Consider the following 21,870-nt stretch of genomic DNA (forward strand, 5'->3'; position numbering starts at 1 on the left):
GCAGGGGTGTTTGGCCCCGCCTTGTGCAAAACTGGAGACGGCCATGAACCAAGAGGTCATGAATCTCTTCAACCCGGTGGCGCAGCCGCAGACCTTCGATCAGATCAAGATCTCGATCGCTTCGCCGGAGAAAATTCTGTCCTGGTCCTACGGCGAGATCAAGAAGCCGGAGACCATCAACTACCGTACGTTCAAGCCTGAGCGCGACGGCCTGTTCTGCGCGCGTATCTTCGGACCGATCAAGGACTACGAATGCTTGTGCGGCAAGTACAAGCGTATGAAGTACAAGGGCGTGATCTGCGAGAAGTGCGGCGTCGAAGTCACGCTCTCGCGCGTCCGCCGCGAGCGCATGGGCCATATCGAGCTTGCCGCGCCCGTCGCCCATATCTGGTTCCTGAAGTCGCTGCCCAGCCGCATCGGCCTCCTGATGGATATGACGCTCAAGGATCTCGAGCGCATCCTGTACTTCGAGTACTACGTCGTGATCGAGCCCGGCCTCACCCCGCTGAAGGAGCGTCAGCTCCTCTCCGAGGAGGAGTACGCGCGCGCTCAGGACGAGTATGGCGAGGACAGCTTCACCGCGATGATCGGCGCCGAGGCGATCCGTGAGATGCTGCGCGCCATGGATCTGGAGAAGATCGCGGCGGACCTGCGCGTGGAGATCGCCGAGTCGACGTCGGAGCTCAAGCCGAAGAAGCTCGCCAAGCGCCTGAAGATCATCGAGGCCTTCATCCAATCGGGCAACAAGCCGGAATGGATGATCCTGACTGCCGTTCCGGTCATCCCACCGGATCTGCGTCCGCTGGTGCCGCTGGATGGCGGCCGCTTTGCGACCTCGGACCTCAACGATCTCTATCGCCGCGTCATCAACCGAAACAATCGCCTGAAGCGGCTGATCGAGTTGCGCGCGCCCGACATCATCATCCGCAATGAAAAGCGCATGCTGCAGGAAGCTGTGGACGCGCTGTTCGACAACGGCCGTCGCGGCCGCGTCATCACCGGCGCCAACAAGCGTCCGCTGAAGTCGCTGTCAGACATGCTCAAGGGTAAGCAGGGCCGGTTCCGCCAGAACCTTCTCGGCAAGCGCGTCGACTATTCCGGCCGTTCGGTGATCGTGGTCGGTCCCGAGCTCAAGCTGCATCAGTGCGGCCTGCCGAAGAAGATGGCGCTCGAGCTGTTCAAGCCCTTCATCTATTCGCGTCTCGACGCCAAGGGGCTTTCTGCAACCGTCAAGCAGGCCAAGAAGCTGGTGGAGAAGGAGAAGCCGGAAGTCTGGGATATCCTCGATGAGGTCATCCGCGAACATCCGGTGCTGCTGAACCGCGCTCCGACGCTGCATCGCCTCGGCATCCAGGCCTTCGAGCCGGTGCTGATCGAAGGCAAGGCGATCCAGCTTCACCCGCTGGTCTGCACCGCTTTCAATGCGGACTTCGATGGTGACCAGATGGCCGTGCACGTCCCGCTGTCGCTCGAAGCGCAGCTGGAAGCGCGCGTCCTGATGATGTCGACCAACAACATCCTGCATCCGGCCAATGGTCAGCCGATCATCGTGCCCTCGCAGGACGTCGTGCTCGGGCTCTATTACGTGACGCTGATGTCGGACGGCATGCCCGGTCAGGGCATGACCTTCGGCAATATCGGCGAGCTCGATCATGCGCTCGACAGCAAGGTTGTCACGCTGCACACGAAGATCAAGTGGCGCTGGAAGGGCGTCGACGCCGACGGCAACGAGATCAGCAAGATGTATGACACGACCCCCGGTCGTGTGAAGCTTGCCGAGCTGCTGCCCAAGAGCCCGAAGGTCACTTTCGACGCCGCCAACAATTTGATGACGAAGAAGGCGATCTCCGCCCTCATCGACGTCGTCTATCGTAATGTCGGCCAGAAGGAAGCGGTCATCTTCTGCGACCGCATCATGACGCTTGGCTTCTCGAACGCCTTCAAGGCCGGTATTTCCTTCGGCAAGGACGACATTGTCATTCCCGAGAACAAGTGGAAGATCGTTGCCGAGACGGACGCTCTCGCGAAGGACTACGAGCAGCAGTACAATGACGGGCTGATCACGCAGGGCGAAAAGTACAACAAGGTGGTGGACGCCTGGGCCAAGTGCGCCGATTTCCTCGCCAAGGAAATGATGGAACGCATCTCGGCCGTGAAGAAGGACGAGAACGGCCGCGACCGGCCGATCAACTCCATCTACATGATGGCTCACTCCTCGGCCCGTGGTTCGCCGGCCCAGATGCGCCAGCTCGGCGCCATGCGCGGCCTGATGGCCAAGCCGTCGGGCGAGATCATCGAGAGCCCGATCATCTCGAACTTCAAGGAAGGCCTCACCGTGCTCGAGTACTTCAACTCGACCCACGGCGCCCGCAAGGGTCTGGCCGACACCGCCTTGAAGACCGCGAACTCGGGCTATCTGACGCGCCGTCTCGTCGACGTCGCCCAGGATTCGATCATCACCGAGATCGATTGCGGCTCGCAGGGTGGCATCGGCGTGCGTGCGATCATCGATGCCGGCCAGATCGTGGCCTCGCTCGGGGTGCGTGTGCTCGGCCGTACGGCTGCCCAGAACATCACCGATCCTTCCAACGGCGCCATCATCGTGCCGATGGGCGGCATGATCGACGAAAAGGCGGTCGACCTGATCGCGGCTTCCGGTCTGCAGGAAGTCAAGATCCGCTCGGTGCTGACCTGTGAAACCAAGAACGGCGTCTGTGCCACCTGCTACGGGCGCGACCTGTCGCGTGGTTCGCGCGTCAACATGGGTGAAGCGGTCGGCGTCATCGCGGCGCAGTCCATCGGCGAGCCGGGCACGCAGTTGACGATGCGTACCTTCCACATCGGCGGCGCGGCGCAGATCAACGAGACGTCGAATATCGAGTCGACCTTCGAAGGCACGGTCAAGATCCGTAACCGCACCGTCGTGCGCAATTCGGAGGGCGAGCTGATCGCCATGGCCCGCAACCTGGCAGTGGTGGTTCTCGACCATGACGGCACGGAGCGCTCGGTCAACCGCGTGCCCTACGGTGCGCGCGTCAAGGTCGATGACGGCGACAAGATCAAGCGTGGCCAGCGCATCGCCGAGTGGGACCCCTATACCCGCCCGGTGATCACCGAAATCGAAGGCGTCGTGGGCTTCGAGGATCTGGTCGACGGTGTTTCGGTCAACGAAAGCGCCGACGAATCGACCGGTATCACCAAGCGCGTCGTCTCCGACTGGCGGACCTCGAACCGCTCGGCGGATCTGCGTCCGGCCCTCGTCATCAAGAGTGCCGACGGGAAGATCTCCAAGCTGTCCCGTGGTGGCGATGCCCGCTACTTCCTGGCGGCTGAATCGATCATCTCGGTCGAACCTGGTGCGAAGGTGCACGCCGGCGACGTCATCGCCCGCGTGCCCTTGGAGAGTGCCAAGACCCGCGACATCACCGGCGGTCTGCCGCGTGTTGCCGAGTTGTTCGAAGCACGTCGTCCGAAGGATGCGGCGATCATCGCCGAGATCACCGGCACGATCCAGTTCGGCCGCGACTACAAGAACAAGCGCCGACTCACGATCCAGCCGCACGAGGCTGATCAGGAGCCGGTGGAGTATCTGATCCCGAAGGGCAAGCACATCCATCTCCAGGACGGCGACGTCGTGGAAAAGGGTGACTTCATCGTCGATGGCAATCCTGCTCCGCATGACATCCTTGCGGTCAAGGGCGTCGAGGAACTGGCCGCCTACCTGGTCAACGAAATCCAGGAAGTCTACCGCCTGCAGGGCGTGCAGATTAACGACAAGCATATCGAGGTGATCGTTCGCCAGATGCTGCAGAAGATCGAGATCACCGACGCCGGTGAGACCGAGTTCCTGCCCAGCGAGCAGGTTGACCGCATCGAGTTCGATGAGGCCAATGCCAAGGCGATCGAAGAGAACAGGAAGCCTGCGACGGGCCATCCGGTGCTGCTCGGCATCACCAAGGCCTCGCTGCAGACACGCTCCTTCATCTCGGCAGCCTCGTTCCAGGAAACGACCCGTGTGCTCACCGAAGCTGCCGTCAACGGCAAGTCGGATGCGCTCGAGGGCCTGAAGGAAAACGTCATCGTTGGCCGTCTCATCCCGGCCGGCACCGGTGCCCAGATCGCGCGTGTCCGCGAGATCGCCAAGCGCCGCGACGACCTCATCCTGCAGCAGAAGCAGTCGGAGGCCGGCACGCCGGTCCCCGCTGCTGAGAGCGAAGTCGTGGCTCTGCCGGCGGCAGAGTGAAATGTCTTTGTCTTGAGAGACTGAATGCTAACGAGAAAGGGGCCAGAAATGGCCCCTTTTTGTATTTGCAGTGAAGTCAAATAGTCGCCAGTGAAGAATCTGGACCTAACGTCTAGGGTGAAGAATTCCTCAGCTTGCTCCTGGCCCGACTTGCTCGCTAGCAGTTGGATCGCCCCCGGCGAGAAGAAGAGCCCTGCAGGACCTGGTGCAACCGCCAACCCCGGCGCTGCGATCGGCATAGGCTTGGCAGGCTCCTGGTCTTGACACTGTCCGTCCTGGGCGTTGCTTATCGGACGCGCGTGCAGTCGCCGGCAAAGGAGGACTGCATGGTTCCAGTCGTATATACCGCGTAGGCCGTCAGATACACGGTGGTCGCCTGGGTAGCCGTCGAAAGATCGAAGGTTCTTCCAGAGACCGGCAAGTTCACCGGCTGCAGGAAGGTTTTGTTAAAGTCCTGATACATGGTGTCCGACGGTGTGCGATAAGCTGGCGGAGCGGTAGTCGACATATAGGCATCGAGTTGCGAGAAGGTGGTGTTGGTCGATGGCGAATAATTGATCATGCCTTTGCAGGTCCACACGCCGGGCGTTAGGGTCGCCGTGCCGACGCTCGTCTCGGTGGCGTTGAGGACAGTCGTCGCGCTCGAGACCACCGGAATGCTCTCGCCGGCTGGCTTGAAGAAGAGAGCCGCGTTGGGGTCGGTCGTCCCCCACGAATAGGCAGTTACCGTGTTGCCGGTCGGGCTGTTGCTGCTGTTTACCGTCTGCGTGTTGAGCGGCGGGTCGGACGTCACGTTAAAATATTTGCTGAACGTGTTGCCGCGGGCCTGCGTTCCTACGGCATTGTGTCCGACATAGATCAGGTGAGGAACGGTGCCGAGATTGAAATAGCTGAACTTGTTGTCGAGGAGCCGGACGTCGATCGCGGCACCGGAAGCATTACACTTCCCGTCGGTCTCGTTGTCTCCCTTGACGTAGACATAGGAATTGAAGGTGAGCGGCGAACCGTCGGCCGAGACCCAGGCATCCCTCAGGATGGCATTCTCGACGCGGCAGAACTTGAAGAAGTCGGCGCCCGTCGCCACCCAGTCATTGCCCTGCGCAACGGTTCTCCCGGTGGGTGACCACACCAGCCATGTCCCGCCATGGATGTTCAGATGGCTCGCATTCTGGGCCTCGACGAAGCTCGATGTGGCGCTGCAGGCCATATTGTCGATGGTGTATTGCAGGGGGGAGTAATTGTTATTCGGCGTGCCGTCGCTGTTCAATGCGCCGATTTTCACGCAGCCCTTGACCTGCCCGATATTGGTATCCTTGACGAGGACATCCTCGAACGCACCACCTTGAGCCTCAATATCCATGCCGGTCTGGAATTGGCCGAGGCTTGAATTGAAGACATGGACGATGAAATCTGCGCTTCCAACGAATTTCATGCCGGTGCCGGTTGCTGGCTCCGCATTGGACGCGGTGTTGACGCCCGCTCTGCAATACAGACGGGATACAGTCGTATTTGCGAGGTATTCCGCGTTCAAGCAGTTTCCGAACTGAAACACATCGACATTCGAAATATAGGCGGCGGTCGTATAGAAATCACCCGTTGTAATTGGTGATTTGCCGATGATATTGATCGCCTGGGATGTCGCGGTTGGCGGCGTTCCCCAGGAGAGCTCCTGCAGGAGGTAAAGGTCCTCCACGGTGATCAGGCTGGTGGCTGAGGTCGCAGGAGACTTGTCCGCACAGAAATTCAGCGCGTTGATGCTGATCGTCTTGTTGCCGCTGGTATCCCGCTGGCCGAAGGCCAGGATCGTCGATCGCGTTCCCGTACCCTTGATAGTGAGATTGATCCCGCAAGCCGTGATGGGCTGAGAGAACTCCGCCGTTCCGGTTCCGAATTGAAACGAGATGCTCGGGCTCCCCTGCTGCGTCGCGCCCTTTATGAGGGAGTTGACCACGGCGCCGTCGATCTCGTCGCTCATGCTAGTGGCCGCGGGGAGCACGGCCTGCCAGTTCGAGAGCTGCCACTGGGACGTGCTCACCCCGTTATAGGTTGCGATGCTCGACAGGGGATGGGAACCGCCGTCACCGATGTAGCCATAGGAGCGTAGCACTGCGTCATCGATTCGCGTCGGCCATGCCGCAAATGCGCCTGTCGCTGCACCGATGAATGAAACGCAAAAGAGCAAGACAGTCGCTATTTCTTTACGGAATAGTGACATTTATTAGCCTCCAATTTACATTAAACGCTGCGAATTTACGCGCGACACAACTCCAGTCAAGGTGATTTGCGATTTCATGAAGTATATCTTCCCTTACGGATTGGTGAAGTAATTGTGTTTGGATACTTGAGCGTTTTCTGACCGGGCTGCATCGCTTCAAGCGGCATAGGAGCAGTTTCGACACTCATCGGGCCGGGGGATATCGATGATGGTGCCGGCGGTCTTCCAAGGGACATCGAGGGCCCGCTGTGCGGCTTTGCGCAGGTCGACCTCAAGCTTGAAGAAGGCCATCTCAATTGGATTGAAGTGGGGGCGAGAGGGCGGGAGATATCGTAGTTGTTCTCACAGGGCCCTGATCATCTCGCCCACTCTGGGGCCGTTGTGACCGGATAATATCAAAGAGGTCGATTTCTGATTCAGGAGGACTAAACCAAGCCGCTGTCGCGACATTTTCTGTGCGGTTTGAGAACCTCTTCCCGTCTGAGAGGGTACATCATGGCGCTGCGCGAGGCCCGTTTGCAAAATTATGTAAGAATATCATAGTAAATTGACCTGTTGAGATCAATGAAGGGCCAGTTTTCTACTAAAATCCAAGTACAAAGTGAGAAGTCAGGCATAATTAATGGAGAGATATAGAAAATTACTTGGACACTCTTGGTTCGGATATTGTGTATACTGAACAAAATTCTCTCGGAGATCAGATGCTTGTATTCAGGGGAAGACAGATTGTCATCGGCGCCCTCGGCTCCGCATTCCATGCCGCTGTGTTTGCCCTGCCGGAAGCTCGACAGCTCATCTTGGCTCACGATGCTCATGTTAATTCGAATTATCGGATTTTTGGCATCGCAGGGGGGACGAAGCCGAATACTACTACACTTCCGAGGTCGCTGAACTCGGGAGGACGCCGGCAATCAGCTACACGCTTCAGTGTAATAATCCCCGGGCTGTGGCCGACGCTCTTATGGCTCTCGCCCGGCAGTAAATCGGAGCCTTTGCTTTAGAGCTGGGATCGCGAGACATTTGTCATGGCCCTCGTTGGTCTCCGGACGGTGGGATTGCCGTGCGCAAACCAACATCCTGCCAATGAAGGTTTTATTGGTCGTTTTTGACACTCTTTCTGCTTGACGCGAGCCGAGTCGGCGGCTAAAGACGGCCTCACTTTCAGGGCAGGCGGTAAGCCGTGTTGTTCCTGCTGTCTTCAGAGACGCGGAACTTGATCGCTTAGACGCTGCCTCCGGACTACCAAGACACAGTTCCGGCCATGATCGTTACGCACTGCGTCGCGATCCTCTGTAGGTGTCGCGCTTGCATCCCCTAAACGGGAAGCTGGCGCGGTTTCGTTTTGCGTGGTTGTCCACGCAGGGCAAAGCAGTGCGTTCGCAAGGACGTGCTAATCGATTTTGAAGGGCGAACGATGCCAACCATTAGCCAGCTGATCCGCAAGCCGCGCGAACCGAAAGTGTATCGCGAGAAGGCGCGCCACCTGGAAGCATGCCCGCAGAAGCGCGGTGTGTGCACTCGCGTGTATACGACGACCCCGAAGAAGCCGAACTCGGCTTTGCGTAAGGTTGCCAAGGTGCGTCTCACCAACGGCTTCGAGGTCATCGGCTACATCCCCGGCGAAGGCCATAACCTTCAGGAGCATTCCGTGGTCATGATCCGCGGCGGCCGCGTGAAGGATTTGCCCGGCGTCCGTTATCACATTCTCCGCGGCGTTCTCGACACCCAGGGCGTCAAGAACCGCAAGCAGCGCCGTTCGAAGTACGGCGCGAAGCGTCCGAAGTAAGGGAAGAGTTCGCCATGTCCCGTCGCCATCGTGCAGAGAAGCGTGAGATCATCCCGGACCCGAAGTTCGGTGATCTCGTCGTGACCAAGTTCATGAATGCCATCATGTATGATGGCAAGAAGTCGGTTGCCGAAAAGATCGTCTATGACGCTTTCGACAGCATCGAAGCCAAGGCCAAGCAGAGCCCGATCACGGTGTTCCAGTCGGCCTTGTCGAACGTCGCTCCGGCGATCGAGGTCCGTTCGCGCCGCGTCGGCGGCGCGACCTACCAGGTCCCGGTCGAAGTTCGTCCCGAGCGTCGCCAGGCTCTCGCCATCCGTTGGATTCTCAGCGCGGCCCGTAACCGCAACGAGAAGACCATGGAAGAGAAGCTCTCGGGCGAGCTGCTCGACGCCTCCAACAATCGCGGCAATGCCGTGAAGAAACGCGAAGACACGCACCGGATGGCGGAAGCCAACCGCGCCTTCTCGCATTACCGCTGGTAAGCCGGAAGACAGGACCGAGGATCACACGATGGCCCGTACCCACGCGATCGAGGACTACCGTAACTTTGGTATTATGGCGCATATTGACGCCGGTAAAACCACGACCACGGAGCGGATCCTCTATTACACCGGCAAGTCCCACAAGATCGGCGAAGTCCATGACGGCGCCGCCACGATGGACTTCATGACTCAGGAGCAGGAGCGCGGCATCACCATCACGTCCGCCGCGACGACCGCTTTCTGGGCCGGCAAGCGGCTGAACATCATCGACACCCCCGGCCACGTCGACTTCACCATCGAAGTCGAGCGTTCGCTGCGCGTGCTCGACGGTGCGGTTTGCGTTCTCGACTCCAACCAGGGCGTCGAGCCGCAGACGGAAACCGTCTGGCGCCAGGGCGACAAGTACAAGGTTCCGCGCATCGTCTTCGCCAACAAGATGGATAAGACGGGCGCCGACTTCTACAAGTGCCTCGACGATATCGTGAAGCGCCTCGGCGCCAAGCCGATCGCGATCCAGCTTCCCATCGGTTCGGAGAACAACTTCAAGGGCGTGATCGATCTCGTCCGCATGAAGGCTGTTGTCTGGTCGGGTGAATCGCTTGGCGCCGAATTCGACGCCAATCTGCCGATCCCCGAGGACATGGTCGAGAAGGCCAACGAGTATCGCAACATCCTCATCGAGGCCGCTGTCGAGTTGGATGACGATGTGCTCGCGGCTTTCTTCGATGGCCAGGAGCCGGATGAAGCGACGCTGAAGAGACTCATCCGCAAGGCCGTCCTGACGGGCGCCTTCTACCCGGTCCTCGCTGGTTCTGCCTTCAAGAACAAGGGCGTGCAGACGCTTCTTGATGCTGTGGTCGACTATCTGCCGTCGCCGGTCGATGTTCCCGCCATCAAGGGCATCGACCCGAAGACGGAAGCGGAAGTCGAGCGCAAGTCGTCGGACAGCGAGCCTCTCTCGCTCCTCGGCTTCAAGATCATGGACGACCAGTATGGCGTTCTGACCTTCTGCCGCATCTATTCCGGCAAGCTCGAGAAGGGCGTTTCGCTCCTCAACTCGAGCCGCGAGAAGACCGAGCGCGTCGGCCGCATGGTTCTCATGCATGCCAACAACCGCGAGGAAATCGCCGAGGCCTATGCTGGCGACATCGTTGCCCTCGTTGGCCTCAAGGATACCCGCACGGGCGATACGCTTTGCGATCCCAACCATCCTGTGATCCTGGAGCGCATGGAATTCCCCGAGCCCGTCATCGAAATGGCGGTCGAGCCGAAGACCAAGGCGGATCAGGAAAAGATGGCCTTGGCGTTGATCAAGCTGGCTTCGGAGGATCCGTCCTTCCGCGTGTCGACCGACCAGGAATCCGGCCAGACCATCATCAAGGGCATGGGCGAACTCCATCTCGACATCAAGGTCGACATTCTGCGTCGTACCCACAAGGTCGAGGTGAATGTCGGCGCTCCGCAGGTGGCCTTCCGCGAGAAGATCACCAAGCGCGCCGAGATCGACTACACCCACAAGAAGCAGACCGGCGGTACCGGCCAGTTCGCCCGCGTGAAGTTCATCGTCGAGCCGAACGAACCCGGCAAGGGCTTCGAGTTCGAGTCGAAGATCATCGGCGGTTCGGTGCCCAAGGAATATATTCCCGGCGTCGAAAAGGGCCTCAACTCGGTTCTGGGTGCGGGCATCGTCGCCGGCTTCCCGGTTGTCGACGTCAAGGTCACGCTGATCGACGGTGCCTTCCATGAAGTCGACTCGTCGGCCCTGGCCTTCGAAATCGCTTCGCGCGCCGCTCTTCGTGAGGGCCTGCAGAAGGGCCATTCGGTCCTGCTCGAGCCGATCATGAAGGTCGAGGTCGTGACCCCGGAGGAATATACCGGCTCGGTCATCGGCGATCTCAACTCCCGGCGTGGACAGATCCAGGGCCAGGACATGCGCGGCAACGCGAATGTCGTGAACGCCATGGTTCCGCTCATGAACATGTTCGGCTACGTCAACCAGCTGCGTTCCTTCACCCAGGGCCGCGCCAGCTACACGATGCAGTTCGATCATTATGAACAGGCGCCGTCCAACGTCGCTGCTGAAATCCAGGCGAAGTACGCCTGATCCGTTTGACACTTAGGTTCATCCGCCGTTTCGGCGACAGGTGAAGGAGGCCCCGATGGCCAAAGAGAAATTTGAACGCAACAAGCCGCACTGCAACATCGGCACGATTGGTCACGTTGACCATGGCAAGACGTCGCTGACGGCAGCGATCACGAAGGTTCTTGCCGAGACGGGCGGTGCGACGTTCACGGCGTATGACCAGATCGACAAGGCTCCGGAAGAGAAGGCGCGCGGCATCACGATCTCGACGGCGCATGTGGAGTATGAGACGAAGAACCGTCATTATGCGCATGTGGACTGCCCCGGGCATGCGGATTATGTGAAGAACATGATCACGGGCGCGGCGCAGATGGACGGTGCGATCCTGGTTGTGTCTGCGGCGGACGGTCCGATGCCGCAGACGCGCGAGCACATTCTTCTGGCGCGCCAGGTTGGCGTTCCGGCGCTGGTGGTGTTCCTGAACAAGGTGGACATGGTCGACGATCCGGAGCTTCTGGAGCTGGTCGAGCTTGAGGTTCGCGAGCTATTGTCGAAGTACGAGTTCCCGGGCGACGACATTCCGATCACCAAGGGCTCGGCGCTGATGGCGCTGGAGAACAAGTCTCCGGAGATCGGGCATGACGCGATCCTGGCGCTGATGAAGACGGTTGACGACTACATCCCGCAGCCCGAGCGTCCGATCGACCAGCCCTTCCTGATGCCGGTCGAGGACGTGTTCTCGATCTCGGGGCGCGGCACGGTGGTGACGGGGCGCGTGGAGCGCGGCATCGTGAAGGTCGGCGAGGAAGTCGAGATCGTCGGCATCCGTGCGACGCAGAAGACGACGGTGACGGGCGTCGAGATGTTCCGCAAGCTTCTGGACCAGGGCCAGGCGGGCGACAACATCGGTGCGCTGCTGCGCGGCACCAAGCGCGAGGACGTGGAGCGCGGCCAGGTTCTGTGCAAGCCGGGTTCGGTGAAGCCGCACACCAAGTTCAAGGCCGAGGCCTACATCCTGACCAAGGAAGAGGGCGGTCGCCACACGCCGTTCTTCGGCAACTACCGTCCGCAGTTCTACTTCCGGACCACGGACGTGACGGGCATCGTGACGTTGCCGGAAGGCACGGAGATGGTGATGCCGGGGGACAACATCGCCATGACGGTGAGCCTGATCGTGCCGATCGCCATGGAAGAGAAGCTGCGCTTCGCCATCCGTGAAGGCGGCCGCACCGTCGGCGCCGGCGTCGTCGCCGCCATCATCGAGTAAGAGCTCAACGCATCTTTCCGGCGCGCCGTGTTTGGCGGCGCGCCAATTATTTTCGGAGTCAGGGCATGAACGGCCAGAACATCCGCATCCGTCTCAAGGCGTTCGATCATCGTATCCTCGATGCGTCGACCCGCGAGATCGTTTCGACGGCCAAGCGCACTGGCGCCGCCGTTCGCGGACCGATTCCGCTTCCTACGCGGATCGAAAAATACACGGTGAACCGCTCGCCGCACGTCGACAAGAAATCGCGTGAGCAGTTCGAGATGCGCACCCATAAGCGCCTGCTCGACATCGTAGACCCCACCCCGCAGACCGTGGACGCGCTCATGAAGCTCGACCTCGCTGCCGGCGTGGACGTCGAGATCAAGCTCTGATCAGGCTCCTCTAGTGTTAGGAACGAACGCCATGCGTTCTGGTGTCATTGCACAGAAGATCGGCATGAGCCGCGTTTACAACGACGCTGGCGAGCATGTCCCGGTCACGGTTCTCAGGCTCGACGACTGTCAGGTCGTCGCCCACAGGACCAACGATAAGAATGGTTATACCGCGCTTCAGCTCGGTGCCGGCCTCGCCAAGGTCAAGAACACGACCAACGCGCAGCGCGGTCACTTTGCCGTCGCCAACGTAGAACCCAAGCGCAAGATCGTCGAATTCCGCGTGCCGGAAGCCGAGATGATCCCGGTTGGCGCCACGATCACCGCGGACCACTTCGTCCCCGGCCAGTTCGTGGATGTCACGGGCACGTCCGTCGGCAAGGGCTTTGCCGGTTCGATGAAGCGCTGGAACTTCGCCGGCCACCGCGCCAGCCACGGCAACTCGATCACCCATCGTGCCCATGGTTCGACCGGTCAGCGCCAGGACCCGGGCAAGACGTTCGCCGGCAAGAAGATGGCCGGTCACATGGGCGACGAGCGCGTCACCACCTTGAACCTCAAGGTCGTGCGCACCGACGTCGAACGCGGCCTGATCCTCGTCGAGGGTGCCGTTCCCGGCGCCAAGGGCGGCTGGATCCTGGTGCGTGACGCCGTGAAGAAGCAGTTGCCGGAAGCGGCGCCGAAGCCCGGCGCGTTCCGCTTGCCTGAAGCTGCTCAAGCAGCCGCTGGCGAGTGAGGAGGAGCCGATGAAACTCTCAATTACCACACTCGAAGGCTCTGACGCCGGCTCGGTTACGCTGTCGGACGAGATCTTCGGTCTCGAGCCCCGTACGGATATCCTGCAGCGCGTCGTGCGCTGGCAGCTGGCCAAGCGCCAGGCCGGCACCCACAAGACGCTGGGCCGTTCGGAGATCAACCGCACGAAGAAGAAGCTGTACAAGCAGAAGGGCACCGGCGGTGCTCGTCACGGTGCAGCGTCGGCTCCGCAGTTTCGTGGCGGCGGCCGCGCTTTTGGTCCGGTGGTGCGCTCCCATGCGCATGACCTGCCGAAGAAGGTGCGTGCGCTCGGCCTGAAGCATGCGCTTTCGTCCAAGGCGAAGACGCAGCAGCTCATCATCGTCGACAAGGCCGCTGTCGAGCAGGTCAAGACCAAGGCGCTGAAGGAAGCCTTCAGCAAGCGGGGCCTGGCCAACGTGCTCATCATCGATGGCGCCGAGGTCGATCAGAACTTCGCACTGGCCGCCCGCAACATCCCGAATGTGGATGTGCTGCCGGTTCAGGGCATCAACGTTTACGACATCCTTCGCCGTGACAGCCTCGTGCTGACCAGGGCGGCTGTCGATGCGCTGGAGGCGCGCTTCAAATGAGCACCGATGTCAGGCATTACGACGTGATCGTGTCGCCGGTGATCACCGAGAAGGCGACCGCTCACTCCGAGCACAACCAGGTGGTTTTCAAGGTCGCTCCCGATGCGACCAAGCCGCAGATCAAGGCGGCCGTTGAAAAGCTGTTCAATGTCAAGGTGACGGGTGTCAACACGCTCGTTCGCAAGGGCAAGACCAAGCGTTTCAAGGGCATTTTGGGCACCCAGAGCGACGTCAAGCGCGCGATCGTGACTTTGGCCGAAGGCCACACGATCGACGTGACGACGGGCCTCTGAGGCGCGGACCGGAAAGGGAGAGAGACCAATGGCTCTCAGGAAATTCAAGCCGGTTACGCCGGGCCTTCGCCAGCTTGTGCTGGTTGACCGCTCTGCCTTGTACAAGGGCGCTCCGGTCAAGACCTTGACCGAAGGCCTCAACAAGTCGGGCGGCCGCAACAACACCGGCCGCATCACCTCGTTCCGCAAGTCGGGCGGCCACAAGCGCGCCTACCGCATCGTCGACTTCAAGCGCCGCAAGCTCGATGTCGAGGGTACGGTCGAGCGGATCGAGTATGATCCGAACCGCACCGCCTTCATCGCACTCATCTCCTACACGGACGGTGAGCAGGCCTACATCCTCGCCCCGCAGCGCCTGGCTGTTGGCGACAAGGTGATCGCCTCGGCTTCGGCCGACGTGAAGCCGGGCAATGCGATGCCGATGTCGGCGATGCCGGTTGGCACCATCGTCCACAATGTCGAGCTCAAGCTCGGCCGTGGCGGTGCCATCGCCCGCTCCGCCGGCAGCTACGCCCAGATCGCAGGCCGCGATGGCGCTTACGTCATCCTGCGCCTGAACTCGGGCGAGCAGCGCCTGATCCTGTCGAGCTGCTTCGCCACCGTCGGCGCGGTCTCGAACCAGGACCACATGAACATCTCGCTCGGCAAGGCGGGTCGTTCGCGTTGGCTTGGCGTCAAGCCGTCGGTCCGCGGTGTTGCCATGAACCCGATCGACCATCCCCATGGTGGCGGCGAAGGCCGTACCTCGGGTGGCCGTCACCCTGTCACGCCCTGGGGCAAGCCGACCAAGGGCAAGAAGACGCGTTCGAACAAGGCGACGAACAAGTTCATCGTCTCGTCCCGTCACGCTAAGAAGAAGTAAGGAGACCACACGTGTCCCGCTCAGTCTGGAAAGGCCCGTTTGTCGACGGGTACCTCCTGAAAAAGGCGGATGCCGCGCGCGGCTCCGGCCGCAGCGAGGTCATCAAGACCTGGAGCCGCCGCTCCACCATCCTGCCGCACTTCATCGGCGTGACCTTTGGCGTCTACAACGGCCAGAAGCACGTTCCGGTGCAGGTGAACGAAGACATGGTCGGTATGAAGCTCGGTGAATTTGCCCCGACGCGTACCTTCTATGGTCACGCGGCGGACAAGAAGGCGAAGAGGAAGTAAGCGATGGGCAAGCCGAAGTCCGAACGGGCCCTGCCTGACAACGAGGCGAAGGCGGTTGCGCGCATGCTGCGCGTCTCGCCGCAGAAGCTCAACCTCGTCGCGTCCATGATCCGCGGCAAGAAGGTCGACTCGGCTCTGGCCGACCTGACCTTCTCGCGCAAGCGCATCGCGACCGATGTAAAGAAGACGCTGCAGAGCGCCATCGCCAATGCCGAGAACAATCACGGCCTGGATGTGGACGATCTGATCGTCTCCGAAGCATTTGTCGGCAAGGCCTTCGTCATCAAGCGTTTCCATGCCCGTGCCCGCGGCCGGGCAGGGCGTATCGAAAAGCCCTTCTCGAACCTGACGGTCGTGGTCCGCCAGGTCGAAGCCAAGGCGTAAGGAGCAAACGATGGGACAGAAAGTCAATCCGATCGGCCTGCGTCTGGGCATCAACCGGACCTGGGATTCCCGCTGGTTCGCCGCCAAGGGCGAATATGGCAAGCTGCTGCACGAGGATATCGCGATCCGTCAGGCGCTGATGAAGCTCCTGAAGCAGGCCGCCGTCTCGCGCATCGTCATCGAGCGTCCGCACAAGAAGTGCCGCGTCACCATCTATTCGGCTCGTCCGGGTATCGTGATCGGCAAGAAGGGCGCCGATATCGACAAGCTGAAGAAGGCCGTGTCGAAGCTCACCACCTCGGAAGTGCACATCAACATCGTTGAAGTGCGCAAGCCGGAAGTGGACGCGACCCTGGTCGCCGATTCGATCGCTCAGCAGCTCGAGCGTCGCGTGGCCTTCCGCCGCGCCATGAAGCGCGCCGTTCAGTCGGCCATGCGTCTGGGCGCCGAGGGCATTCGTATCAATTGCTCGGGCCGTCTGGGTGGCGCCGAAATCGCACGTCTGGAATGGTATCGCGAAGGTCGCGTGCCGCTTCACACGCTGCGCGCCGATGTCGACTACGGCACGGCGACGGCCTTCACCACCTTCGGCACGTGCGGCATCAAGGTCTGGATCTTCAAGGGTGAAATCCTCGAGCACGATCCGATGGCCCAGGACAAGCGCATGGCGGAGCCGGAGACCGGCCGCTCGTCGTCGCGCCCTCGTAACGAAGCTGCGTGAGCGGCTTACGGGGATCTGAGAGAAGAAAACCATGTTGCAACCCAAGCGCACCAAATTCCGTAAGCAGTTCAAGGGCCGCATCCACGGTGTGGCCTCCTCGGGCGCGCTCCTGAACTTCGGCCAGTTTGGCCTCAAGGCTCTGGAGCCCGAGCGCGTCACTGCCCGTCAGATCGAAGCCGCGCGTCGTGCGATCACCCGCGAAATGAAGCGTCAGGGTCGCGTGTGGATCCGCATCTTCCCGGACGTGCCGGTCTCGGCAAAGCCCGCGGAAGTGCGCATGGGCTCCGGCAAGGGCGCGCCCGACCATTGGGTCGCGCGCGTCAAGCCGGGCCGTATCATGTTCGAACTGGACGGCGTGAGCGAGGAAATCGCCCGCTCTGCCCTGACGCTCGGCGCGGCCAAGCTGCCGATCAAGACCCGTTTCATCCAGCGCATCGCTGAGTGAGGAAGACACCATGAAGATCGAAGACATCAAGGTGCTGTCCGACGACCAGCTTGCCGACGAACTCGCCAAGCAGAAGAAGTCGCAATTCAATATGCGCTTCCAGAAGGCCACGGGTCAGCTCGCCAACACGGCGGAAGTGCGCACGGTTCGTCGCACCATCGCCAAGATCAAGACGGTTCAGAGCCAGAAGGCCGCGACCAAAGCCAAGGCTTGAGGAGATAGTCCATGCCCAAGCGCGTCCTGCAAGGCGTCGTCGTCTCTGACAAGAACGACAAGACGATTGTGGTGAAGGTGGAGCGCCGCTTCACCCATCCGCTGCTGAAGAAGACGGTGCGCCGCACCAAGAACTACCATGCCCATGACGAGGCCAACGGCCACAAGGTCGGTGACGTCGTGTGGATCGAGGAAGGCCGTCCGATGTCCAAGCTGAAGCGCTGGGTCGTCGTCGACCAGGCTGCGGAAGCTGCCAAGGCCTGACCCGATCGGGTCCGCAAGAGGGAAGGCTGGAGTGCCTTCGCCAGTCGCGCTGAAAATAAAGCCGGCGGAAGCCGGCTTTCTGCTTGTGATTGAGCGAAGGAATCGCTAGAAGGCACGCTTTCCCGGAGCGTCGGCGAAAGGGGCGGAAGTTTCCGTCGCCTTGGCCGCGCTTTGGTTCATGTAGACTGATTTGCCTGCCGCAAGGCCGGCAAAGTGGGCTCAAGGCCGAGCAGGCGGAGAGCTTCACGGTGGCTGGGTGAATATCCTGTCGCCAAACCCGAGGTTGGGCCGGGTCCGCTGCGTGCGGATACCAGCCTGCGAAGAATAAGAGGGTACGTCATGATTCAGATGCAATCGAATCTCGACGTCGCGGACAATTCTGGTGCCCGACGCGTGATGTGCATCAAGGTTTTGGGCGGCTCGAAGCGGAAATATGCTTCCGTCGGCGACGTCATTGTCGTCTCGATCAAGGAAGCCATTCCGCGCGGGCGCGTCAAGAAGGGCGATGTGATGAAGGCCGTGGTCGTTCGCACGGCCAAGGACATCCGTCGTCCCGACGGTTCGGTGATCCGCTTCGACCGCAATGCGGCCGTGCTGATTAACAACCAGAAGGAGCCGATCGGCTCCCGTATCTTCGGACCGGTTCCGCGCGAGCTGCGCGCCAAGAACCACATGAAGATCATCTCTCTGGCGCCGGAGGTTTTGTAACATGGCTGCCAAGATCAAGAAGGGCGACAAGGTCGTCGTCATGACCGGCCGTTCCAAGGGCCGCGTCGGTGAAGTGATCCAGGTTTTCCCGGATGAGAACCGCGCAATTATCCGCGGCGTCAACGTCGTGCGCCGTCATCAGCGCCAGACGGCGAGCCAGGAAGGCGGCGTGATCTCGAAGGAAGCGCCGATTCACCTGTCGAACGTCGCCATTGCCGATCCCAAGGACGGCAAGCCGACCCGCGTCGGGTTCAAGGTTCTCGAAGGCGGCAAGAAGGTTCGCGTCGCCAAGCGTTCGGGAGAGCAGATCGATGGCTAAGTCCCCAGCCAAGCCCCAGGGCGCCGACAGCGGCGCGAACGGCGATGCCTACTCGCCGCGCCTGAAGGCCTATTACAATGATGTGGTTCGCCCACAGCTGATCGAGCAGTTCGGCTACAAGAACCCGATGGAAGTGCCCACCATCAGCAAGATCGTGCTGAACATGGGCGTCGGTGAAGCCACTGCCGACACCAAGAAGGTGACCGTGGCGGCTGCTGATCTCGCTTTGATCGCTGGCCAGAAGCCGGTCATCACCCGCGCCCGCAAGGCCATCTCGCAGTTCAAGGTGCGCGAGAACATGCCGATCGGCGCCAAGGTTACCCTGCGCAAGACTCGCATGTACGAGTTCTTCGATCGCTTGGTGACGATCGCGCTGCCGCGCGTTCGCGACTTCCGGGGCCTGAACCCGAACAGCTTCGACGGCCGTGGCAACTATGCCATGGGCTTCAAGGAGCACATCGTGTTCCCGGAAATCAACTACGACAAGATCGATCAGGTCTGGGGTATGGACATCGTCGTCTGCACCACGGCCAAGAGCGATGCCGAGGCGCGTGCGCTTCTGAAACTGATGAACTTCCCCTTCCGGCAGTGAGGCGGTTAATCCGCCCTCAAACGCGGAACGTTGGAGACCTAAATGGCCAAGAAAAGTTCGATTGAAAAGAACAAGCGCCGCGAGAAGCTCGCCAAGCAGTATGCTGGCCGGCGCGCCCGCTTGAAAGCCATCGCCAACAACGAGACGTTGTCGATGGAAGAGCGTTTCACCGCTCGTCTGAAGCTCTCGGAACTGCCGCGCAATTCCGCCAAGGAGCGCGTGCGCAACCGCTGCGAAGTGACCGGCCGTCCGCGCGCCGTTTACCGCAAGCTGAAGATGTCGCGTATCGCATTGCGCGAACTCGGTTCCAAGGGGCTGGTTCCCGGCCTCGTGAAATCGAGCTGGTGAGGAGATATCGTCATGGCGATCAATGATCCTGTCGGCGATATGCTGACCCGTATCCGCAACGCGCAGCTGCGCCGCAAGACCAGCGTCTCGACGCCTGGCTCTGGTCAGCGCGCCCGCGTGCTCGATGTGTTGCAGTCGGAAGGTTACATCCGCGGCTACACCGTGACCGACTTCGGCAATGGCCGAAGCGAGTTCGAGATCGAGTTGAAGTATTATGATGGCGCCCCGGTGATCCGTGAGATCGCCCGCGTCTCCAAGCCTGGCCGTCGCGTTTACGCGTCCGTCAAGAATATCCCGCGTGTCGCCAATGGACTTGGCGTGTCGATCGTTTCGACCCCGCGTGGCGTCATGGCCGATCATCAGGCCCGTGAAGCCAATGTTGGCGGCGAAGTGATCTGCACCGTGTTCTGAGCCGAAGGAGAAACACAATGTCTCGTATCGGCAAGAAAGCTGTTGCTGTTCCGACCGGCGTCACGGCCAGCCTCGACGGCCAGACCGTCAAGGCCAAGGGGCCGAAGGGCGAACTGCGTTTCACCATTCCCGACCTCATCAAGGTCGAGTTCAAGGACAACGCGTTCAAGGTCGACCCCAAGGACGATTCCAAGATGGCACGCTCCCAGTGGGGCATGTCGCGCACTATGGTGTCGAACATCCTGGTGGGTGTTACCCAGGGCTTCGAGAAGCGTCTCGAGATCAACGGCGTCGGCTACAAGGCCGCTGTCGCTGGCAAGGTCGTGAAGCTCTCGCTCGGCTATTCGCATGATGTCGACTATCCGATTCCGGAAGGCATCACCGTCACCACCCCGAAGCCGACGGAAATCGTCATCGCGGGTATCGACAAGCAGAAGGTCGGCCAGGTTGCCGCGGAAATCCGCGATTATCGCGGCCCCGAGCCCTACAAGGGCAAGGGTGTCAAGTACGCTGGTGAATTCATCTTCCGCAAGGAAGGCAAGAAGAAGTAAACGGAGCCTATCATGGCCAATGCAAGGCAAGCTCTTGAGCGCCGCAAGGCGCGTGTCCGCCGGCAGCTTCGCTCGGTGGCAAACGGACGGCCGCGCCTCTCGGTGTTCCGCTCTTCCAAGCACATCTACGCCCAGGTCATCGATGACGCGAACGGCACGACTGTCGTCGCCGCGTCCTCGATGGAAAAGGATCTGCGTGGCAGCTTGAAGACGGGCGCCGACATCGAGGCCGCGAAGGTGATCGGCAAGCTCCTCGCGGAGCGTGCCGTCGCCAAGGGCGTCAAGGACGTCTTTTTCGATCGTGGTGGCTACATCTTCCACGGGCGCGTCAAAGCGCTCGCCGATGCGGCCCGCGAAAGCGGCCTCAATTTCTAAGGAACGGATCCAATGGCTCGTGAACGTGAACGTGACCGTCAGCGCGAAGAGCGCGACAGCGAGTTCGTGGACCGCCTCGTCCACATCAACCGTGTCGCCAAGGTGGTGAAGGGCGGCAAGCGCTTCGGCTTTGCGGCACTCGTCGTCGTCGGTGACCAGAAGGGTCGTGTCGGCTTCGGCCATGGCAAGGCCCGCGAAGTGCCGGAAGCCATCCGCAAGGCGACCGACCAGGCCAAGCGTGGCCTGGTGCGTGTCTCGCTGCGCGAAGGCCGCACCCTGCATCATGACGTCAATGGCCGTCATGGCGCCGGCAAGGTCGTGCTTCGCGCCGCTCCGGCCGGTACCGGCATCATCGCCGGCGGCCCGATGCGTGCCGTGTTCGAATCGCTCGGCATGCATGACGTGGTTGCCAAGTCGCTCGGCTCCTCGAACCCCTACAACCTGGTCCGCGCGACGTTCGACGCGCTGAAGCAGGAAGACAGCCCGCGCTCCGTCGCGGCCCGTCGTAGCCTCAAGGTGTCCCAGATCCAGAGCCGGCGTCAGGGTATCGACGCCGAGTCGACCGATTGATCGGGGAGGGAAGAGCGATGGCTAAAACCAAGACCGTGACGGTCGAGCAGGTCGGTAGTCCGATCCGCCGCACCCAGGACCAGCGCGCGACTCTCGTCGGCCTGGGCCTGAACAAGATCCGCCGCCAGAGCACGCTGGAAGATACGCCCGCCGTGCGTGGCATGATAGCCAAGCTCGGGCACCTCGTCCGCGTGGTCGAGGCCGAGTAAGGAGACGCGACGATGAAACTCAATGATCTTCGCGACAATGAAGGCGCGACCAAGAGCCGTATCCGCGTTGGACGCGGCATCGGCTCGGGCAAGGGCAAGACCGGCGGCCGCGGCGTCAAGGGCCAGAAGGCCCGCACCGGCGTCGCCGTGAAGGGCTTCGAAGGCGGTCAGATGCCTTTGCATCGCCGTTTGCCCAAGCGTGGCTTCCACAACATCTTCGCGCTGCACTATGCCGAAGTGAACGTGGACCGCATCCAGACTGCGATCGATGCCGGCAAGCTCGATGCCAAGGCCGTGGTGAACGCCGAGGCCCTCGTCAAGGCCGGCGTGATCCGCCGTGTTCTCGACGGCGTCAAGCTGCTCGGCTCGGGTGAGCTCAAGGCCAAGGTTGCCTTCGAGGTCGCCGGCGCCACCAAGGGCGCCTTGGCTGCTGTCGAAAAGGCCGGCGGTTCGGTAAAAGTCCTTACCGTTGCTGCAAAGGCTGAGGCCTGACAC

Annotated in this window: 27 protein-coding genes; 26 read left to right on the forward strand and 1 reads right to left on the reverse strand. The window is 61.1% G+C overall.

What is annotated here, in order from left to right:
• Nucleotides 1-43 precede the first annotated feature (43 nt).
• On the forward strand, nucleotides 44-4,243 hold the full coding sequence (rpoC, locus tag ACMDCR_RS14055; protein WP_413993112.1) for a DNA-directed RNA polymerase subunit beta': 4,200 nt from the start codon (nucleotides 44-46) through the stop codon (nucleotides 4,241-4,243).
• 286 nt (nucleotides 4,244-4,529) lie between these two features.
• Here rpoC and ACMDCR_RS14060 read toward each other — a convergent pair whose 3' ends face one another.
• Nucleotides 4,530-6,458, reverse strand: a complete 1,929-nt coding sequence (locus ACMDCR_RS14060) for a hypothetical protein (protein WP_413993113.1) — start codon at nucleotides 6,456-6,458, stop codon at nucleotides 4,530-4,532.
• 1,414 nt (nucleotides 6,459-7,872) lie between these two features.
• Between ACMDCR_RS14060 and rpsL the strand changes: the two genes are divergently transcribed.
• The 25 genes from rpsL to rplO all read left to right on the forward strand — a co-directional run bounded on the left by rpsL (nucleotide 7,873) and on the right by rplO (nucleotide 21,867).
• Nucleotides 7,873-8,244, forward strand: coding sequence for a 30S ribosomal protein S12 (rpsL, locus tag ACMDCR_RS14065; RefSeq protein ID WP_068299562.1), 372 nt, complete (start codon nucleotides 7,873-7,875; stop codon nucleotides 8,242-8,244).
• 14 nt (nucleotides 8,245-8,258) lie between these two features.
• Complete coding sequence (gene rpsG, locus ACMDCR_RS14070) at nucleotides 8,259-8,729, forward strand: 30S ribosomal protein S7 (protein ID WP_284316727.1); 471 nt, start codon at nucleotides 8,259-8,261, stop codon at nucleotides 8,727-8,729.
• A gap of 28 nt (nucleotides 8,730-8,757) precedes the next feature.
• Nucleotides 8,758-10,833: an elongation factor G gene (gene fusA, locus ACMDCR_RS14075; protein ID WP_413993114.1), complete on the forward strand. Its 2,076-nt coding sequence runs from the start codon at nucleotides 8,758-8,760 to the stop codon at nucleotides 10,831-10,833.
• Between the two features lie 55 nt (nucleotides 10,834-10,888).
• Nucleotides 10,889-12,079 carry an elongation factor Tu gene (gene tuf, locus ACMDCR_RS14080; RefSeq protein WP_284317121.1) on the forward strand — a complete coding sequence of 397 codons (1,191 nt, stop codon included), beginning with the start codon at nucleotides 10,889-10,891 and terminating at the stop codon, nucleotides 12,077-12,079.
• A gap of 65 nt (nucleotides 12,080-12,144) precedes the next feature.
• Complete coding sequence (gene rpsJ, locus ACMDCR_RS14085) at nucleotides 12,145-12,453, forward strand: 30S ribosomal protein S10 (protein ID WP_284317122.1); 309 nt, start codon at nucleotides 12,145-12,147, stop codon at nucleotides 12,451-12,453.
• A 31-nt stretch (nucleotides 12,454-12,484) separates the two neighbouring features.
• Entirely contained in the window at nucleotides 12,485-13,189 is a 705-nt protein-coding gene (gene rplC / locus ACMDCR_RS14090; RefSeq protein WP_284317123.1) for a 50S ribosomal protein L3, read from the forward strand.
• A 10-nt stretch (nucleotides 13,190-13,199) separates the two neighbouring features.
• Nucleotides 13,200-13,820: a 50S ribosomal protein L4 gene (gene rplD, locus ACMDCR_RS14095; protein ID WP_413993115.1), complete on the forward strand. Its 621-nt coding sequence runs from the start codon at nucleotides 13,200-13,202 to the stop codon at nucleotides 13,818-13,820.
• Nucleotides 13,817-14,113 carry a 50S ribosomal protein L23 gene (locus tag ACMDCR_RS14100; protein WP_284317125.1) on the forward strand — a complete coding sequence of 99 codons (297 nt, stop codon included), beginning with the start codon at nucleotides 13,817-13,819 and terminating at the stop codon, nucleotides 14,111-14,113. Before rplD ends, ACMDCR_RS14100 begins: the two co-directional genes overlap by 4 nt.
• 28 nt (nucleotides 14,114-14,141) lie before the next feature.
• Nucleotides 14,142-14,975: a 50S ribosomal protein L2 gene (gene rplB / locus ACMDCR_RS14105; protein ID WP_413993116.1), complete on the forward strand. Its 834-nt coding sequence runs from the start codon at nucleotides 14,142-14,144 to the stop codon at nucleotides 14,973-14,975.
• 11 nt (nucleotides 14,976-14,986) lie between these two features.
• On the forward strand, nucleotides 14,987-15,265 hold the full coding sequence (rpsS, locus tag ACMDCR_RS14110; protein ID WP_284317127.1) for a 30S ribosomal protein S19: 279 nt from the start codon (nucleotides 14,987-14,989) through the stop codon (nucleotides 15,263-15,265).
• Nucleotides 15,266-15,268: 3 nt separating this feature from the next.
• Nucleotides 15,269-15,649 (forward strand): 50S ribosomal protein L22, encoded by a 381-nt coding sequence (gene rplV, locus ACMDCR_RS14115; protein WP_284317128.1) that lies wholly within the window; start codon nucleotides 15,269-15,271, stop codon nucleotides 15,647-15,649.
• A 10-nt stretch (nucleotides 15,650-15,659) separates the two neighbouring features.
• Complete coding sequence (gene rpsC, locus ACMDCR_RS14120) at nucleotides 15,660-16,370, forward strand: 30S ribosomal protein S3 (protein WP_413993117.1); 711 nt, start codon at nucleotides 15,660-15,662, stop codon at nucleotides 16,368-16,370.
• A 31-nt stretch (nucleotides 16,371-16,401) separates the two neighbouring features.
• A complete protein-coding gene (gene rplP, locus ACMDCR_RS14125; protein ID WP_307430551.1) occupies nucleotides 16,402-16,815 on the forward strand; it encodes a 50S ribosomal protein L16 in 414 nt (137 codons plus the stop codon).
• 10 nt (nucleotides 16,816-16,825) lie between these two features.
• Nucleotides 16,826-17,029: a 50S ribosomal protein L29 gene (gene rpmC / locus ACMDCR_RS14130; RefSeq protein WP_413993118.1), complete on the forward strand. Its 204-nt coding sequence runs from the start codon at nucleotides 16,826-16,828 to the stop codon at nucleotides 17,027-17,029.
• 11 nt (nucleotides 17,030-17,040) lie between these two features.
• On the forward strand, nucleotides 17,041-17,292 hold the full coding sequence (gene rpsQ, locus ACMDCR_RS14135; protein WP_413993119.1) for a 30S ribosomal protein S17: 252 nt from the start codon (nucleotides 17,041-17,043) through the stop codon (nucleotides 17,290-17,292).
• A 339-nt stretch (nucleotides 17,293-17,631) separates the two neighbouring features.
• Nucleotides 17,632-18,000: a 50S ribosomal protein L14 gene (rplN, locus tag ACMDCR_RS14140; RefSeq protein WP_413993120.1), complete on the forward strand. Its 369-nt coding sequence runs from the start codon at nucleotides 17,632-17,634 to the stop codon at nucleotides 17,998-18,000.
• 1 nt (nucleotide 18,001) lies between these two features.
• Nucleotides 18,002-18,319 carry a 50S ribosomal protein L24 gene (rplX, locus tag ACMDCR_RS14145; protein WP_413993121.1) on the forward strand — a complete coding sequence of 106 codons (318 nt, stop codon included), beginning with the start codon at nucleotides 18,002-18,004 and terminating at the stop codon, nucleotides 18,317-18,319.
• Nucleotides 18,312-18,911: a 50S ribosomal protein L5 gene (gene rplE, locus ACMDCR_RS14150; protein ID WP_413993122.1), complete on the forward strand. Its 600-nt coding sequence runs from the start codon at nucleotides 18,312-18,314 to the stop codon at nucleotides 18,909-18,911. The genes rplX and rplE overlap by 8 nt, the downstream gene beginning before the upstream one ends.
• Before the next feature lie 42 nt (nucleotides 18,912-18,953).
• On the forward strand, nucleotides 18,954-19,259 hold the full coding sequence (rpsN, locus tag ACMDCR_RS14155; protein ID WP_413993123.1) for a 30S ribosomal protein S14: 306 nt from the start codon (nucleotides 18,954-18,956) through the stop codon (nucleotides 19,257-19,259).
• A gap of 12 nt (nucleotides 19,260-19,271) precedes the next feature.
• On the forward strand, nucleotides 19,272-19,670 hold the full coding sequence (rpsH, locus tag ACMDCR_RS14160; RefSeq protein WP_413993124.1) for a 30S ribosomal protein S8: 399 nt from the start codon (nucleotides 19,272-19,274) through the stop codon (nucleotides 19,668-19,670).
• A 17-nt stretch (nucleotides 19,671-19,687) separates the two neighbouring features.
• Entirely contained in the window at nucleotides 19,688-20,221 is a 534-nt protein-coding gene (gene rplF / locus ACMDCR_RS14165; RefSeq protein WP_413993125.1) for a 50S ribosomal protein L6, read from the forward strand.
• A gap of 12 nt (nucleotides 20,222-20,233) precedes the next feature.
• Nucleotides 20,234-20,596, forward strand: a complete 363-nt coding sequence (gene rplR, locus ACMDCR_RS14170; protein WP_413993126.1) for a 50S ribosomal protein L18 — start codon at nucleotides 20,234-20,236, stop codon at nucleotides 20,594-20,596.
• A gap of 12 nt (nucleotides 20,597-20,608) precedes the next feature.
• On the forward strand, nucleotides 20,609-21,166 hold the full coding sequence (rpsE, locus tag ACMDCR_RS14175) for a 30S ribosomal protein S5 (protein WP_413993127.1): 558 nt from the start codon (nucleotides 20,609-20,611) through the stop codon (nucleotides 21,164-21,166).
• Nucleotides 21,167-21,183: 17 nt separating this feature from the next.
• Entirely contained in the window at nucleotides 21,184-21,375 is a 192-nt protein-coding gene (gene rpmD, locus ACMDCR_RS14180; RefSeq protein WP_413993128.1) for a 50S ribosomal protein L30, read from the forward strand.
• 12 nt (nucleotides 21,376-21,387) lie between these two features.
• Nucleotides 21,388-21,867 (forward strand): 50S ribosomal protein L15, encoded by a 480-nt coding sequence (gene rplO, locus ACMDCR_RS14185; protein WP_413993129.1) that lies wholly within the window; start codon nucleotides 21,388-21,390, stop codon nucleotides 21,865-21,867.
• The last annotated feature ends 3 nt before the right edge of the window (nucleotides 21,868-21,870 follow it).

The organism is Labrys okinawensis, assembly GCF_047345005.1.
GTDB classification, from domain to species: Bacteria; Pseudomonadota; Alphaproteobacteria; order Rhizobiales; family Labraceae; genus Labrys; species Labrys okinawensis.

Bases quoted from the DNA above. Each gene is read 5' to 3' on its own strand.
- rpoC (WP_413993112.1), top strand. From the start codon at position 44: ATGAACCAAGAGGTCATGAATCTCTTCAACCCGGTGGCGCAGCCGCAG.
- ACMDCR_RS14060 (WP_413993113.1), bottom strand. From the start codon at position 6,458: ATGTCACTATTCCGTAAAGAAATAGCGACTGTCTTGCTCTTTTGCGTT.
- rpsL (WP_068299562.1), top strand. From the start codon at position 7,873: ATGCCAACCATTAGCCAGCTGATCCGCAAGCCGCGCGAACCGAAAGTG.
- rpsG (WP_284316727.1), top strand. From the start codon at position 8,259: ATGTCCCGTCGCCATCGTGCAGAGAAGCGTGAGATCATCCCGGACCCG.
- fusA (WP_413993114.1), top strand. From the start codon at position 8,758: ATGGCCCGTACCCACGCGATCGAGGACTACCGTAACTTTGGTATTATG.
- tuf (WP_284317121.1), top strand. From the start codon at position 10,889: ATGGCCAAAGAGAAATTTGAACGCAACAAGCCGCACTGCAACATCGGC.
- rpsJ (WP_284317122.1), top strand. From the start codon at position 12,145: ATGAACGGCCAGAACATCCGCATCCGTCTCAAGGCGTTCGATCATCGT.
- rplC (WP_284317123.1), top strand. From the start codon at position 12,485: ATGCGTTCTGGTGTCATTGCACAGAAGATCGGCATGAGCCGCGTTTAC.
- rplD (WP_413993115.1), top strand. From the start codon at position 13,200: ATGAAACTCTCAATTACCACACTCGAAGGCTCTGACGCCGGCTCGGTT.
- ACMDCR_RS14100 (WP_284317125.1), top strand. From the start codon at position 13,817: ATGAGCACCGATGTCAGGCATTACGACGTGATCGTGTCGCCGGTGATC.
- rplB (WP_413993116.1), top strand. From the start codon at position 14,142: ATGGCTCTCAGGAAATTCAAGCCGGTTACGCCGGGCCTTCGCCAGCTT.
- rplV (WP_284317128.1), top strand. From the start codon at position 15,269: ATGGGCAAGCCGAAGTCCGAACGGGCCCTGCCTGACAACGAGGCGAAG.
- rpsC (WP_413993117.1), top strand. From the start codon at position 15,660: ATGGGACAGAAAGTCAATCCGATCGGCCTGCGTCTGGGCATCAACCGG.
- rplP (WP_307430551.1), top strand. From the start codon at position 16,402: ATGTTGCAACCCAAGCGCACCAAATTCCGTAAGCAGTTCAAGGGCCGC.
- rpmC (WP_413993118.1), top strand. From the start codon at position 16,826: ATGAAGATCGAAGACATCAAGGTGCTGTCCGACGACCAGCTTGCCGAC.
- rpsQ (WP_413993119.1), top strand. From the start codon at position 17,041: ATGCCCAAGCGCGTCCTGCAAGGCGTCGTCGTCTCTGACAAGAACGAC.
- rplN (WP_413993120.1), top strand. From the start codon at position 17,632: ATGATTCAGATGCAATCGAATCTCGACGTCGCGGACAATTCTGGTGCC.
- rplX (WP_413993121.1), top strand. From the start codon at position 18,002: ATGGCTGCCAAGATCAAGAAGGGCGACAAGGTCGTCGTCATGACCGGC.
- rplE (WP_413993122.1), top strand. From the start codon at position 18,312: ATGGCTAAGTCCCCAGCCAAGCCCCAGGGCGCCGACAGCGGCGCGAAC.
- rpsN (WP_413993123.1), top strand. From the start codon at position 18,954: ATGGCCAAGAAAAGTTCGATTGAAAAGAACAAGCGCCGCGAGAAGCTC.
- rpsH (WP_413993124.1), top strand. From the start codon at position 19,272: ATGGCGATCAATGATCCTGTCGGCGATATGCTGACCCGTATCCGCAAC.
- rplF (WP_413993125.1), top strand. From the start codon at position 19,688: ATGTCTCGTATCGGCAAGAAAGCTGTTGCTGTTCCGACCGGCGTCACG.
- rplR (WP_413993126.1), top strand. From the start codon at position 20,234: ATGGCCAATGCAAGGCAAGCTCTTGAGCGCCGCAAGGCGCGTGTCCGC.
- rpsE (WP_413993127.1), top strand. From the start codon at position 20,609: ATGGCTCGTGAACGTGAACGTGACCGTCAGCGCGAAGAGCGCGACAGC.
- rpmD (WP_413993128.1), top strand. From the start codon at position 21,184: ATGGCTAAAACCAAGACCGTGACGGTCGAGCAGGTCGGTAGTCCGATC.
- rplO (WP_413993129.1), top strand. From the start codon at position 21,388: ATGAAACTCAATGATCTTCGCGACAATGAAGGCGCGACCAAGAGCCGT.